The 16,584-nt window shown below is 36.2% G+C and carries 8 protein-coding genes; 4 read left to right on the plus strand and 4 right to left on the minus strand.

Annotated features, from left to right (window positions below; genetic code table 11):
* Positions 1–5 precede the first annotated feature (5 nt).
* The 4 genes from BGO84_RS03165 to BGO84_RS03180 are packed head-to-tail and all read right to left on the minus strand — an operon-like array spanning position 6 to position 4,393.
* On the minus strand, positions 6–1,121 hold the full coding sequence (locus BGO84_RS03165; RefSeq protein ID WP_291027562.1) for an efflux RND transporter periplasmic adaptor subunit: 1,116 nt from the start codon (positions 1,119–1,121) through the stop codon (positions 6–8).
* A 37-nt stretch (positions 1,122–1,158) separates the two neighbouring features.
* Positions 1,159–2,415, minus strand: coding sequence for an ABC transporter permease (locus BGO84_RS03170; protein ID WP_135106393.1), 1,257 nt, complete (start codon positions 2,413–2,415; stop codon positions 1,159–1,161).
* A 15-nt stretch (positions 2,416–2,430) separates the two neighbouring features.
* Positions 2,431–3,684, minus strand: coding sequence for an ABC transporter permease (locus tag BGO84_RS03175; protein WP_291027564.1), 1,254 nt, complete (start codon positions 3,682–3,684; stop codon positions 2,431–2,433).
* A 13-nt stretch (positions 3,685–3,697) separates the two neighbouring features.
* Positions 3,698–4,393 carry an ABC transporter ATP-binding protein gene (locus BGO84_RS03180; protein ID WP_252637334.1) on the minus strand — a complete coding sequence of 232 codons (696 nt, stop codon included), beginning with the start codon at positions 4,391–4,393 and terminating at the stop codon, positions 3,698–3,700.
* A 456-nt stretch (positions 4,394–4,849) separates the two neighbouring features.
* Between BGO84_RS03180 and BGO84_RS03185 the strand changes: the two genes are divergently transcribed.
* From BGO84_RS03185 to BGO84_RS03200, 4 genes are all read left to right on the plus strand, one after another.
* Entirely contained in the window at positions 4,850–5,209 is a 360-nt protein-coding gene (locus BGO84_RS03185) for a winged helix DNA-binding protein (protein WP_135106387.1), read from the plus strand.
* A 47-nt stretch (positions 5,210–5,256) separates the two neighbouring features.
* Positions 5,257–7,713, plus strand: coding sequence for a DsrE/DsrF/DrsH-like family protein (locus BGO84_RS03190; protein WP_291027566.1), 2,457 nt, complete (start codon positions 5,257–5,259; stop codon positions 7,711–7,713).
* 337 nt (positions 7,714–8,050) lie between these two features.
* Entirely contained in the window at positions 8,051–9,415 is a 1,365-nt protein-coding gene (locus tag BGO84_RS03195) for an MATE family efflux transporter (RefSeq protein WP_291027568.1), read from the plus strand.
* A gap of 48 nt (positions 9,416–9,463) precedes the next feature.
* Positions 9,464–16,582 carry a type I polyketide synthase gene (locus BGO84_RS03200; protein ID WP_291027570.1) on the plus strand — a complete coding sequence of 2,373 codons (7,119 nt, stop codon included), beginning with the start codon at positions 9,464–9,466 and terminating at the stop codon, positions 16,580–16,582.
* The last annotated feature ends 2 nt before the right edge of the window (positions 16,583–16,584 follow it).

Consider the following 16,584-nt stretch of genomic DNA (forward strand, 5'->3'; position numbering starts at 1 on the left):
TCGGTCTATTTTTGAGCTGTTTTTTTAGATTTATCTGAAATTTCGTTTCCTCTGATTTTATCTCCCTTTTTCAACCCAGATTTTACTTCTACTTTTATTCCGTCAGATAATCCTGTCGTAATTAGTTTTTTATCAAATAATTGTTCTATAGAATCTTTTAGCACATAAACATATGCAGAGTCATTACTGAATGTTATTGTACTTTCCGGTATAGATAATACTTTCTCAGCCTTAGATAATACGATTTCAGCATTTGCGCTGTATCCGGCACGAATAAGTACTGTATCCGGTATACGAGCAGCAGCTTTTATTTCAAACAAAATGGCTCCATTTTCTTCAACTCCTTTTGGTGCAATATATTCCAGAACAGCATCAAATTTTTTGTTTTCTATAGCACCTACAGATAGTTTCATTGGCATACCTGTATGTATACGTCCGACTTCGGTTTCGTCTACTTTTCCAATAAAGATCATATCGTTCATATTGGCTACACTAGCTATAGTAGTACCATCATTAAATGTATTGGCCTGAATAACAGAGTTTCCGACTTTAATAGGAACATCTAGTATCATACCAGTAATAGTAGATCTGATCTGAGTATTACTATATTGAGCTGTTTTTTTAGAAATCCCATTTTTTACAATATCCAGATTATCTTTAGAATTATCCATCTCTTCTACAGCTTTTTTGTAGTCTGCCTCCGATTTATCCATCTCTTCCTTGGCTATTACACCTTTACCAAAAAGCTGTTTCTGTCTGTCGTATTCCGCTTTTATCTGGTTCAGGTTGATGCGAGCAACATTAACTCTCGATTCTGCACTATTCAACTGAGAAACCTCTGGTATTACTTTTACCGTAGCGATAATTTCCCCTTCTTTTACAAAATCACCGGCTTCTTTCAGCACCTCCGATACAATCCCGGAAATCTGAGGCTTGATAAGAATTTCATCACGGGGTGATACCTTACCTGTTGCTACAGTAGTGTTTTCTATATCTCCCGATTCTACAGTTGATATTTCATAAACAATCTTCTTCGGTTGTGATTTTCTAAAAAGAAAATATAATGTACCAACGAAAATTAATCCGATAAGTACTAGTCCAATAATTTTTAAAGCTTTCATATTATTTAATTTTCTATTTTTTATTCTTTACAGTAAATTATTCTTCTCTGATAGCATCGATTGCTTTTATGCGCAGTGCTCTCATTGCAGGCATCAATCCCGAAAGTATGCCCGATACGATCAATACTCCTAATGCAGCTATTGCCGTCCAAAATGAAACAAGTGGCGGTATGAGAAATACGTCGTCACTTATATTTTTGCTCATGACGTAGCTGATGATTTCTATGAGTGCTATTCCTGCAAAGAAGCCTGCAAATCCGGCGATTGTCGTTAAAACAAAGCTTTCACTTAAAATTTGCTTCACTATTGTTATTGGCTTCGCTCCGATAGCACGTCGCACTCCAATTTCGCGGGTTCGTTCACGTACTGTTACCAGCATAATATTACTGATACCTATAATGCCGGATAACAAAGCTCCTATTCCCACAAACCATATAAGGAAATCAATACCTAAAAATAAGTTGTTGAAAATCTGAAACTGTTTTTCTATATTGAAGCTACCTACGGCTTTTTCATCGGTAGGAGATATGTCATGCGCTGTTTTTATTATCGCTGTAACCTCTTCTTCTACAACAGAGGCTGGATAACCCGGTTTAGCCGTACATGCCATAAAATATACTTTGTCTCCTTGGTTAAAGGCCTGTTGCATTGTAGAGAATGGAATAAAAACCGTTGATTCTACATCTCCGCCGATCGACATGTTCGACTTAGGACGAATCACTCCAATTACTTGAAAGTATATTCCATTTACTCTAATATATTGTCCTTCGGGATTTTCCCCCGGCTGAAATAATGTTTCATAAACCTCTCGTCCGATTACGCATACTTTGCGAGTGCCCGCTATATCCAATTCGTTGAATACCCGTCCCATGAGTATGTGCTGTTGTTCTATATTGAAATGATCGGGATATATACCTCTTGTTCCATACGATCCTGATTTTCGTCCACGTACAACATTTTTATCTCCGCTATTTCCAAAGAGTACAGGAGAAATATATTCCACAGATTGGGCTTTCTCTCTGATCAGCGTAACATCTTTTCTGTTCATCGACCAGAAACGTCCTTTACGGAATCCTTTATACGGTTCACTGGTAACATCTGTCCAAAAGAAGCAGGAGTTGGATGCAAATCCGCTTACGTTTTTCATAATACCACCTTGAAAGCTATATCCGATACCGATAAGGATAATAAGCATAAAAATACCCCACGAAACGCCTATGCAAGTAAGAAAACTTCGAAGCTTATTTCGAGTAATCGTTACCCATATTTCTTGTAAATTGTCTAAATCAAACATGTTCTGGTTTTTTTATTATTCGGCTCTCATCGCTTCTATTGGACTCACTTTTGTCGCTTTCAGGGCAGGTATAAGACCTGCAATTGTTCCTGCAACAATCAGAACCACTGTTGCCCATATTACAGTAGACAAATCTACTGTTGGATCTTTGAATATTGAAGGACCATCCGATGGTGCGTTTGCCATAATTGTACTAATTCCTTCTGTTATACCAACCCCAATGACTATACCAATGTAGCCTGCTACGGTAGTGATCAGTATAGATTCAAAGATAATGAGCTTGAGTACAGAGAAAGGAGTAGCTCCTATTGCCTTTCGAATACCGATTTCTTTAGTTCGTTCTTTTACCGTTATAAGCATGATATTTCCTACACCAACAATTCCCGCTAATAATGAAGCGATTCCGATGACAATGATAAAAGCAGTGATAATAAAGAATATACTTTGTGCTTCCAGCATGTCTTCTGCCGTATTGCGAACATACAATGCAGATCTGTCGGCCGGGTCAAAATTATGGAGTGTTCCCATTCGTTGGCGGAGCTTTTCTACAAATTTCTCGTTTGCTTCTTTGGTTGGCAATCCGACTACGGTAAAGTCAATCCTGCGAAAACCATAACCTTTGTTATATAGCATCTGGGCTGTTGTGAAAGGAATATAGCCCGGAGGGTTGTTGTCATAGATATCTTCATTATCATAAACCCCAATCACCTGATAAGCTATATTATTATCAGCAATCACATATTGGTCTATAGGATCTTTATCTTTAAATAATACCTTTTTCATATCGGGGCTGAGAACTATAACTTTGCGACGATTGTCAACATCCATTTTATTGAGAAATCGGCCATTTCCATTCGCAACTTTCAGATTATTGATAATAGAAGCATCCTGTGACACGCCGTCTATATCCCACGAACCATACTCTTTTTCATAAGATAGAGTTACTCTTTGGCTCAAGCGAACAGAGACATATTCTACCTCCGGTATCTTATTTCGTATTAGATCATAATCTTTTTGATCAAACTTTATTTGTCTATTTGTTGGAAGGCCCTTGTAAGCCATTGAAGTCCATCCGGGCCATAATGTAACAGAGTTTTGTGCTCTGCGTGAAAAGTTTGAAGTAACACCATTTTTCAACCCATTACCTGCAGCCAATAAGATTATAAGCATAAAAATACCCCATGCTACAGCAAAACTGGTCAAAAAAGTGCGTAACTTATTTTTGCCGATTGTAGAAAATATTTCGCGTATAGAATCAAAATCAAACATAAGTAATCCGGGTTTACATTGCTATTACTGGGTTCTCATTTACTTCTATCGAACCTATAATTCCATCCTTTATATGGATAACTCGATCTGTAGCATCAGCCACAGATTGCTCATGGGTTACAATAAGCATGGTTATACCATCGTCGTTATTGATTTGTCGAAGTAATTGCATTACATCTCTTGAGGTCTTACTATCCAAGGCTCCTGTAGGTTCATCGGCCAGTATTATCTGGGGTTGGGCTATTAGAGCCCGGGCAATTGCGACACGCTGCTTTTGTCCTCCGGAGAGTTCATTAGGCATATGGCTCGCATGTGATGCTAGTCCCATCTTATCCAGATATTCCATAGCTATGCTATTACGTTTTTTTCGAGAAACTCCCTGATAATATAGCGGTAACGCTACGTTTTCTACAGCATTTTTGAATGTAATCAGGTTGAAGGACTGGAATATAAAACCAATCTTTTTATTTCTCAACTCAGCTGCTTGGGTTTCACTCAAATTTTTGATTAGGACATTATCTAAATAATATTCACCGGTATCATAGGTATCCAGAATGCCGAGAATATTAAGCAAGGTGGATTTCCCGGAACCGGAAGCTCCCATTATAGAGACTAACTCACCTCTTTCCACATCCATATTAATCCCTTTCAATACATGTAAAGGCGATTTTCCCCAATAAGTTTTGTTTAAACTATTTATTCTTATCACGTTCGCTGTTGTTTATTATATTTGAAGAACCTACTGCCACACAGAATTAACTTTTGATAAAGTTTCATGAAATTGTATCTAGAAACATTTACTATATATGTCGTTAAAAATTAAAAAAGGTTACACCTTTTTGATATTTTAACATTAAAAAAATATATAATTCTGTAATTAGATGATATAAAGATGAATAATTAAATTTAGAAAATACAACTTTTGCTTATAAATTTATTTTTTTGATATGCTTAAGGAGCCTTGTATTGCTAATTTTTTTCAGAAGAAAGCATATTTGAAATAAATCATAGAGTCATATATTAAATAGAAAGATAGCAGGTATGGTATGCGATAAAATTGGAGTATTTTCATCTTTTGAAAAATTTAGAATATTATTCATATACATTTTGTCAATAGAAAAATATTATTTTTCTTTGCAAATATTTTCCAATAGCAAATATTTTAATGGAGTCAATTTGTAAACTAAAAAACATATATAAATCTCTTTATACTTTCGAGAAAGAGTTTGCCGAAAAGAATAATATAACCATTAACGAAGGGATGGTTTTATGTTGTATGAAGGATGAGAAGCCAAGAACAGCAAATGAGATTTGTGAATTTGTGGGGTTGTCTAATTCCAGAGTATCACGTATAATAAATACTGTAGAAACAAAAGGGTATATATTGCGAGAAATGGGTTCAATAGATAAAAGACAAATGATCTTTTCCTTGACAGAGGAAGGGAGAAAGAAAATAAAAGAAATGATGAAACATGAAATTAATTTATCTGCATTGATAAAAGAACTGGTAGAAATATCAGCATAATTTTTTAATCACATAATTGCTAATAACAAATATTTATAATATAAATTATGAAAATACTTATAATTGGAGGTGTGGCAGGTGGTGCAACAGCAGCTGCACGACTCAGAAGAATGGACGAAAATGCTCAGATTATACTCTTCGAAAGAGGAGAGTACGTATCGTATGCCAACTGTGGACTTCCTTATTATATTGGCGGTACAATTAGTGAACGAGACAGGTTGTTTGTACAAACAGTAGATGGTTTTATCAATCGTTTTAATATAGATATCCGTGTAAGATCCGAAGTGACAAGTTTCGACCTGAAAGATAAAACAGTAAAAGTCCATGATATTGCCGCCAATAGAGATTATACAGAAAGTTATGACAAACTAATAATATCTACAGGAGCAGAACCTATCAAACCTCCAATGCCGGGCATAGAAGATAGTCGTATATTCTCCTTAAGGAATGTATCTGATATGGATAAAATAAAAAGCTATATAAACCAACATAACCCCCGAAGAGCTGTGGTAATAGGCGGTGGTTTTATCGGCTTGGAAATGGTAGAAAATCTACATGATGCAGGATTAGATATAACGTTGATTGAAAAGAGTAACCAAGTAATGGCTCCAATCGATTTTTCTATGGCTTCTATTGTACACCGGCACCTTATTCAAAAAAATGTATCTCTTTTGCTCGAGGAGGGTGTTGCACAGTTCGAATCAATTGAGGGAGGTATAAACGTCGTATTGGAAAGTGGAGGAAAAGTTACTGCAGACATGGTTATATTAAGCATCGGAGTTCGTCCCGAAGTAAAATTGGCTAAAGACGCAGGCTTGCAACTTGGCTCTATGGGAGGCATCAAGGTTGATGACTATATGCAGACATCAGATAGTAGCGTATATGCTCTAGGTGACGCTACAGAGGTATTTAATCCAATTATCGATAAACATACTCTAGTTCCGCTAGCCGGACCAGCAAATAAACAAGCTCGTATAGTAGCCGATAATATTTTAGAAGGGAATAAGTATATATATAAGGGTACTATAGGAACTTCCATTGCTAAGGTTTTTGATCTGACTGTCGCAGCAGCAGGAGCTTCTTCAAAATTACTAAACAGAGAGAAGATAGAGCATATATCATCATATACGCACGGAAGTTCGCATGCTGGCTATTATCCGGAAGCACTACCATTATCTATCAAAATAATTTTTTCTCCTGAAGATGGCAGATTGTTGGGAGCTCAGGTTGTAGGTTATGATGGGGTTGATAAACGTATTGACCTATTTGCTCAGGTTATAAAAAAAGGAGGTACAATTTATGATCTTCAGGAGATAGAACACGCTTATGCTCCCCCATACTCGTCAGCCAAAGACCCGGTAAATATGGCCGGATTTGTAGCAGAGAATATTTTAAAAGGGAAAGTAAATATTATACAATGGCGTGACATCCTCAACGTAGATAAAGCAGAAGCTATGATCATAGATTCACGTACAAAGGAAGAATATGATTTTGGACATATTGAAGGAGCAATTAATATACCAGTCGATGAGATTAGAAGTCGTCTAAATGAAATGCCGAGAGATAAAAAGATTATAGTTTATTGCGCTGTTGGATTACGAGGGTATATTGCCTCGCGGATTCTTATGCAGCACGGTTATACCGACGTTTATAATCTTTCGGGAGGATATCGAACTTACTCTTGTGCTATTGCTGATAATACAACGAGTGAAGGTCTTTGTGATACACTTATTAAAGATGATGGAGAGATGGAAAATAAAGAAAGTACAATGATTAAAACAATCAAAATAGATGCTTGTGGATTACAATGTCCCGGTCCGATCATGCAATTGAAGAAAAATTACGATGAAATAAATCTAGGCGACCGCCTCGAAATCAGCGTTACAGATCAGGCTTTTGGTGAAGACTTAAATGGCTGGTGCCGTATGGTTGGCGCAAAACTAGTAAGTATGAATAACTCCGGTGGGGTAATAACTGCTATTGTAGAAAAGATAGCAAAAGAAGATGCTTCTTGCACCACATCAGCTATCGCTAGAGATAATAAAACGCTGATAGTATTTAGTGACGATTTAGATAGAGCTTTAGCTTCATTTGTGATAGCGAATGGTGCTGCAGCGACAGGAAAGAAAGTAAGTATCTTCTTTACTTTCTGGGGTCTGAATGTAATAAAAAAGGAGAAAAAGCCTACTGTAAGAAAAGACTTTATGGGAAAAATGTTTGGCATGATGTTGCCATCTAGCAGCAAAAAACTAGGCCTATCTCAAATGAATATGGGAGGAATCGGTAGTAAAATGATGCGTAGTATCATGAAAAACAAAAATGTAGATAGCCTTGAAAGCCTTATGCAACAGGCTTTAGACAATGGTGTCGAATTTATTGCATGTTCCATGTCGATGGATGTAATGGGTATAAAAAAAGAGGAATTAATAGATAATATTACGATTGGGGGTGTTGCCGCTTATCTCGATAGAGCAGAAAATGCGAATGTAAATCTATTCATTTAATATTTTTAGATATATAAGACAACCCTAAATGCTCTTCTCTCACCTGATTATTTATCCTGGAGAGAGAGGAGTCCTTTTTATGTTTTTGCACCTATACAAAAAGAAAGTAGATATAATATCCTTAAATTAAAAAACAATAAATTTCATAGATTTAGATTCCGTCTCTGATAATTTGTAGGGGCTTTATTCTTTGTTCAATAATTATTTTTATTTGTTTAGTATAATATATTTATATAAGTTTGTGGCTTGAGACTATAAATATATTTTTTCTTTAACATTGACTTTACATACATTACTAATGTTTTGCCTAGATAACATTTAGTAATCAGATAAAATAATGGGGTCTATACTAAATAGATTAGAATCAGAACAAACAACAAAACTACTGAGAGAATATTCCATTTCGGCTATTATCGGTTCCTTAGTTGTTGCCATCTACAATATTGTGGATAGTATCTATATTGGACATGGGCCTAATTTAGGAGATCATGCCATTGGTGGGCTAGGACTCGTTTTTCCTATAATGACATTCTTTACTGCATTAGGAGCATTCGTCGGTACAGGTGCTGCCACTCGTGTTGCTATTTATATGGGTGAAGGTTGCAAAGATAAGATGGATAGAGCACTAGGTAATGCTCTGGTTTTGATAATACTATTAACAGGATTCTTCGTTCTTTTGACCTATATCTTTATCGATCCACTATTACATATAATCGGAGCAACACAAGACACTTATCATTTTGCTCGCGAGTTTTTAATCTATTATCTACCGTGTTGTATCTTTCTTAATTTAGGGTTCGTATTGAGCAGTGTTATGCATGCTTCGGGTTATCCTCAAAAAGCAATGTATATTATGCTGCTTGGTGTTATTCTAAATATCATCCTTGCACCTATTTTCATTTTTATATTCGAATGGGGTATGAGAGGTGCTGCAATTGCCACTTCAATAGCAGCGTTTATCTCCTTCGTTATCTTTATGATTCATTTTCTTGAAAGAAATAACACATTAACACTACATAAGCATAAGTTAAATCTAGATAAAAAAATTGTATGGGCTATAATGAGTATTGGTGTCTCTCCATTTCTTATGCAAGTAGCAGCTTCCATTGTTGTCTTTTTTATAAATAACAGATTAAGTACTTATGGAGACAGCATTGCCATAGAAGCATATGCCATAGCCAATAGATTAAATCTTATTATTGTACTTATTATTGTTGGTTTGACACAGGGGATGCAACCTATAGTTGGATACAATTATGGAGCTAACAAGATAGAAAGAGTTATATCTACAGTAAATCAGGCAATAAAAGCCGGCATCGGTATCGGATTTATCGGTTTGATAGGTGGATTATTCTTTTCAGATATTGCAGTCAGTCCATTTAATCCTACTCCTGCATTGGCGAGTAAAGCTTCCGGAGTTTTAAAAATAATAACGATTGTATTACCTCTTAGTGGGTTACAAATGGTCATTTCTAATTTTTTCCAATCTATAGGAATGCCCACGAAAGCAATCATGCTAAGTCTAACACGGCAATTTCTTTTTCTAGTACCGTTGTTGTTTATTTTACCTCTTTTTTTTCAATTGGATGGGGTCTGGTTTTCAATACCATTAGCTGATGTTGCATCAACAATATTCGCTGTTATTATTTATATTGGGCAAATACATAAACTTAAAGAAAAATACACATATGCAATAGATTAGATAATAAAACAAGAAAGACAAACAAAAACAAACTACAACTATTTAATAATGCAACATTACAAAGAGCTACTTATCGTATCCCCTTTCGAGATACCGAATACTACTTTAGCTTTAGAAACGATCAAGACCGGTGCATATCCCGTATTGCATCTTGGTCGGAATCTGCAAAAAGCACAAGAATCCTTAGATATCATGAGTGAATCTACAACAGAATCTTTTGGGGTTTGTTTTGTAGATAATACTACATTTAAATTAGACCTTCCACCGAATGTAAGCAGAGTGATTTTTCCTGCTGGTATGGATATATCTGTAAGCGAAAATATAGAAAAATTATGTCAGGTACATTCTTTAGATGAAGCTGCAAGAGTAATAGATAGCGGTATCAGTAATATTATCGTAAAAGGAAATGAAGGAGCGGGAAAAGTGTCAGCGCAGTCCTCATTCATCCTTTTCCAAAGTATAGCGAATAAATATTTAAAAAAAGAAATAAATATTTATATACAAGGAGGAATCGGTATACATACTTCTGCCGCTTGTCTAGCTTTAGGGGCAAAGGGGGTTATTCTGGATAGTCAGATTTCATTATTTCCTGAATGTGTATTAACTAAAGATCAGAAAAATATTTTTAGTAAACTGAGTGGGAGTGAGACTACTGTAATTGACAAATTCAGAATATTGTTGAGGAAAAATTCTCCTAAATTACCTGTAAACACTAAATATTCGGATGTTATACCATTACTGGGAGGATTAGATATTAATAAGAATATCTTACCTATGGGACAAGATATTTCATTATCTATTGACTTTGTAGAAAAATATAAAAACCTTAACACTTTCGTTTCTAGTTTCTATGAGGCTATATACGGTCATATACAGCAAGCAAAAAGACTGCAAACAATCAAATCAGATAGTAAACTCGCAAAAAGCTTAGGTATAAAATACCCGATAGCACAAGGGCCAATGGCTAGAGTAAGCGATGTCCCTGAATTTGCTTGTAGTGTAGCTGATGCGGGAGCATTACCTTTTATAGCCATGAGTATGACAACCGGAGATGCCGCCCGCAACCTGATAGCAGAATCCAGTCGGTTACTCAACGATAAAGTCTGGGGCGTGGGGCTACTAGGCTTTATTCCTACAAAACAACGTGAAGAGCAAACGAAATATATATTGGAGTACAGACCACCCGTAGTACTTATCGCCGGAGGAAGCCCAGCTTTGGCAAAACCATTTGAAAAAGAAGGTATCAAAGCTTTTATTCATGTTCCATCTCAAACATTGTTGGATATATTTCTTAAAGAAGGGGCGAAGAACTTTGTATTCGAAGGACGTGAAAGCGGGGGACATATAGGCCCTCTTTCCAGCTTTATCTTATGGGAAAGACAGATATACAGATTACTAAAAGAAGATAATCTGTCTGCATTTAGTGTCTTTTTTGCGGGTGGGATACATGATGCATTTTCTTCTGCGTTCGTATCTATAATGTCTTCCACACTCGATGCTAAAGGTGCTAAAATAGGGGTGTTAATGGGGTCTTCATATCTTTATACAAAAGAAGCCGTAGAGACAAAAGCCATCCTCCCTGAATTCCAAAAGTTGGCGATTGAAGAAAATGCAACAGTTATTCTGCAAGCTGCCCCCGGACAAGAAACACAATCTCTAAAATCTCCATTTACAGAATATTTCGGTAAGGAAAAAGAAAAACTACAACAGCAAAACCTAGATAGTAAAGAAATTTGGATCAGATTAGAGGAGCTTAATCTTGGTCGTTCAAGAATTGCAACCAAAGGCATTGAACGTATAGGGACTGATCTTGTAAAATTGAACGAGGAAGAGCAAAAAGAAAAAGGTCTTTACATGATAGGACAAATAGCAGCTCTCAATCAAAAAGAAATGACTCTGGATGAATTGCATAAGCATGTAGCTGTAGATAATAACGAGCTACTTTCTCAACTGCCCGATATTGCTTTGCCAACATCAAATACAAAACCATTAGATATAGCGATTGTCGGAATTTCGAGTATTTTCCCCGATGCGCATAATATTGAAGAATATTGGAGAAATATCGTTCTTGGCAAAAATTGTATCACAGAGGTTCCCGATAGTCGCTGGAATAAAGATCTGTATTATGATTCAAATTCTACTGATACAGATAAAGTGGTCTCGAAATGGGGCGGATTTATCCCATCCATAGATTTTGATCCTCTTGAGTTCGGAATGACACCTCAATCACTTGCATCTATAGAACCAACACAATTACTGAGCCTTTTGGTGGCTAAGCAAGCATTAACAGATGCAGGATATGAAAACCTGTCCGAAATTGATTTAGAAAACACTTCCGTTATATTCGGTGCAGAAGGAGCAACAGAACTAGCGGCAAGTTATGGTTTCAGAGGCTATGCAAAACAGGTTTTTGGAGAATTACCCGATGTATTGAAAAACTCCCTACCTCGCCTTAATGAAGATTCTTTTGCAGGAGTATTATCAAATGTGATATCCGGTAGAATAGCCAATCGCTTAAATCTGGGAGGACGTAACTATACAGTAGATGCAGCCTGCGCTTCTTCTCTTGCAGCATTGGATCTGGGCTGTCAGGAGTTATTCTCCAATCGCTCTGATATGGTACTTTTAGGTGGAGCCGACTTACATAACGGAATCAACGACTTCTTAATGTTTTCATGTACGCATGCATTATCCCGTAAAGGTTACTCTGCCTCATTCGATGCAGATTCGGATGGTATTGCCTTGGGAGAAGGCATTGGCGTTTTAGTGCTGAAACGGTTAGCTGATGCTGAACGTGATGGAAATAAGATATACGCTGTTATCAAAGGAATGGGAGGTAGTAGTGATGGAAAAAGCCTGGGAATGACCGCTCCAAACAGAAAAGGACAGATAAAGGCATTACAAAGAGCTTATCAGAATGCAGGAATTTTACCATCACAGGTAGAAATGATAGAGGCTCATGGCACGGGAACAGTAGTAGGAGACCGAACAGAACTGCGAGCATTAACAGATATGTTTCTTGAATCAGGCGCCATTAAAGGGCAAACATTACTAGGTTCTGTAAAGACACAAATAGGACATGCTAAATGTGCTGCAGGTATTGCAGGCGTTATCAAAACTGCTTTGTCTATCTACTATAAAGTTCAACCGCCGACATTGCACCTGAATAAACCAAATCCTTATTATGATAAGGACAGCAGTCCTTTTGTGTTTAATTCTCACTCGGGATATTGGGACAGTGAAAAAAGAATTGCAGGAGTTAGTGCTTTTGGTTTTGGCGGAACCAATTTCCATGTAGTGATGGAAAATCATAAAAAAGAGGAAGAACATAATAGCAGTTTACCTCTATGGTCATCAGAACTATTTGTATTTCGCGGGGATTCACTAATAGAAGCTAAACAACAATTACAGAAAATAAAAGAACTGCTAAACTACAATGATACAATCAATATTAAAAATATCGCTTACAGTTTGGCAGTACACAGCAAGAAAGAAGTTCAAGTGTCTATAATTGCTAGTGATTGTAAAGAATTACACAATAGAATTAATGTAGCTCTTGCCGGAAAAGAAGAATATGGAATTTATTTAAAAAATGCGAAAGAAGGAAAGGTTGCATTTATGTTTTCCGGACAAGTTAGCCAAAGAGTAAATATGGCTCGGGATATGTTTGTTGTCTTTCCCGCAATGCGTCGCTTACTTACCAAGCATAAAGAATATGAGAAGATACTATTTCCATACTCAGCCTTCGATGAAGAAACGCGTAAAGAGCAAGAGAAAGTTATCACCGATACACTAAATGCCCAGCCATTACTGGGTATTGTAGATTTTGCCTTTGCTGAGTTTCTTAAATCACTAGGTATTATTCCTGATATGGTAGCAGGTCATAGCTATGGAGAATTGGCGGCTTTATGTTTTGCTGGTGCTTTTGATGCAGAAGTGCTAGTCCCATTAAGTCATAAAAGAGCTTTATCTATATTAGATGCAATAGAAGAAGACAAAGGAAAGATGATAGCCGTTAGTCTTCCCGAAACAGAGATAATTACGCTACTAGATGGTGAAAAGGATGTATGGGCTGTGAACTTCAATTCTCCGAAACAAATAGTCCTAGCCGGTTCTACCGAAGGAATCAATTCTTTTATGCGAAAACTAAGTAATAAAAATATTGCTTATAAAGAGCTTAATGTAGCATGTGCATTTCATAGTCCTCTTTTACACAAATCAAGAAAGTTGTATGCCGATGTGTTACACAAGGTTGACTTTAAGACTCTAAATATACCTGTATGGTCTAATACAACAGCAGAGCATTATCCTCAAAAAACTCAAGAAATAAAAAATCGATTAGCGGAGCATCTTATTAAACCTGTACTTTTTAACCGGCAAGTTGAAAATATGTACAATGAAGGTGCACGTATGTTTATTGAGGTGGGACCGGGCAGAGTTCTTACTGGACTTGTTCAATCCATATTAGGAGACAAAGTTTCTACTTTTGAGACAGAAAATAAAAGTTTCAATGGAGTAACTTTCATCTTACATACTATTGCAAAATATTTGTCAACAGGAAAATCTGTTGACGTTGAAAAACTCTTTGAAAAGCGCAATACATCTATAGTAAACATTGATAAGCCTGAACAATATAAGAAGAGTCCTATTGTTTGGCATATTAATGGTCATAATGCTATACCTACTAATGGACGAATGCCTTCAACAGGAGCATATCCGATAACACAACCTATAATGAACTTAAAAAACATGACGAATAATCTAAATAATAATTCCACTTCAGGACTTTCATCCTCTGATCAAGTAATATTGGAGTATCTGGATAGTATGAGAATGATGATGCAAAGCCAGCGTGATGTCATGCTCGGCTATTTGGGACATACACCTAACAATAATATATCAACTCCAATACAAACGAACTCTGTACAACAAGTACAAGTGTTACCGATGAGCACTTCTTCACAACAGGTAGAGCAGAGACAAGAATTTGTGGACATAAATACATCTTCTTCTAAATCGGCTGGAACATCAACACAAGCCTTATTTATAGACGATATTAAAGGTCTATTACTCGAGACCGTTAGCGAAAAAACGGGCTATCCGATCGAAATGTTAGGTCTTGACTTAGACTTAGAAGCAGATCTGAGTATAGACTCTATCAAACGAATGGAAATTATTGGATCATTGAGAGAAAAACTTAATATATCAGGGAGCATGGAAGATGCTGAAGATACAGTAGAAAAGCTTGCCTCTGTAAAAACTCTTAATGGTTTGATCGATTGGATTAAGGAATTAGCCAATTCAAGTATCAGTCAGACACAAGGTGCAATTATACCAGATGTAGTTCATTCTGTTGCTCCTATTCAAACTCAAGCCGTGACAATTGATGACATTAAGACTTTGCTTCTTGAAACCGTTAGTGAAAAAACTGGTTATCCAGCCGATATGCTTGGTTTGGATTTGGATTTGGAAGCTGATCTAAGTATTGATTCTATCAAACGTATGGAGATTATAGGCTCATTGAGAGAAAAACTAAATATATCCGGTAGTATTGAGGATGCTGATGATACAATTGAAAAACTAGCTTCAGTAAAAACTCTTAATGGATTAATTGATTGGATAAGAGAGTTGGCTAATGGTGTTGAGAATAAAGATTCTATATCCCAGTCTCAAATAGGGCAAACAATTCAAGTTGAGCAGATAGCAGTAAAAGAAAGTGATACCATTGAAGGTGAATTGATAAGAATGAGCCTTGAACTTGAAGAAACAACATTAAACTCAGAAAAAATTCAGATACAAGGAAAACGGTTTGCACTTACTGATGATGGTGGTGGATATGCTCAAAATATAAAAGCATCAATAGAGGCAAATGGAGCTATTGTTGACTTGATACAAGGAGATGAGAATCTTACTCAGTATGATGGCCTTGTTATACTCAACTCTTCTAAATCACCTCGAAAATACAGTATCAAAGAAGTGTTTAGTATGATCAAAAATGTAGATCTTGTTAAGATTAAATGGGTCTATACATTCAGTGATGTACTTGGTAATATTAAAATGACCGAAGGGGTATCTAAGTTGAAAGAAATTCAAGGCTTCCCAGGACTGATAAAGAGCCTTGCTCATGAGTTTCCAACAATTAATTTCCGGGCAATAGTATCACATTCTATCTTCGACCCAAATCTTCTATCTCAAATTGCTGTAGATGAATTATTAACAGAAGATGACACTTATACAGAAATAATCTATAAGGATAATAAGAGATATTTTGCAAAACCTAAACCTATCACTCTTGTCAAAAATGGAAGTTCTCATTTTTCTCTCGACAAAGATGCTGTAGTTGTTGTGTTTGGCGGTGCACAAGGGATTACGCCGGAACTGATTAGCGAACTGTCAAAAGAATATCCCTGTAACTATATTCTTGTAGGACGTTCTGACGCTCCTACAGAAGAATTTGATAAGTATAAATCATTGGACTCGAAGGATAAGATACGCAGATATCTGATCACTGAAGAAAATATGAAATCTCCCGGCGAAATAGAGAAGAAACTACAAAAGATATTCAAGACTAATCAGATAAATGAAAATGTTGCAAAAATAGAACAAAACGGAGCGAAAGTAACATATATATCCTTAGATATAAAAAATGAAGAAGCACTGAGAGATTTTATCAAAAAAACATATGATACCTATAACAGAATAGACGGAATATTTCATGCGGCAGGTTTGTTGGACGATAAATTATTTATACATAAAACCTTTGAATCTTTTTATAAAGTGTATTCTACCAAAGTTACTCCACTGCATGTCTTATTGGATGAACTACGTTCCGACCTGAAGCTATTTGTAATGTTTAGTAGCGTTGCATCAGCTTATGGAAACAAGGGACAATCTGATTATGCTTCAGCAAATAGTGTTTTCGATCATATAGCTTCAATCCTAAATGACAAAGTTGAAGCCAGAATACTAACCATCAACTGGGGACCTTGGAAAGGAACCGGGATGGTGAATGAAACACTAGAAGCTGAATTCAAGAAACGCGGAGTTTCGTTGATCCCTCTAAAAAAAGGAGCTGAATATTTTGTAAAGGAGCTTAAATATGGAAAAGAGAGCCATATACTGGTAATGGGTGGAGCAGATGATGTGAAAAGCTTTTTAAATAATTGACT

Origin of the sequence: Dysgonomonas sp. 37-18 (assembly GCF_001899125.1) — a bacterium.
GTDB lineage: Bacteria > Bacteroidota > Bacteroidia > Bacteroidales > Dysgonomonadaceae > Dysgonomonas.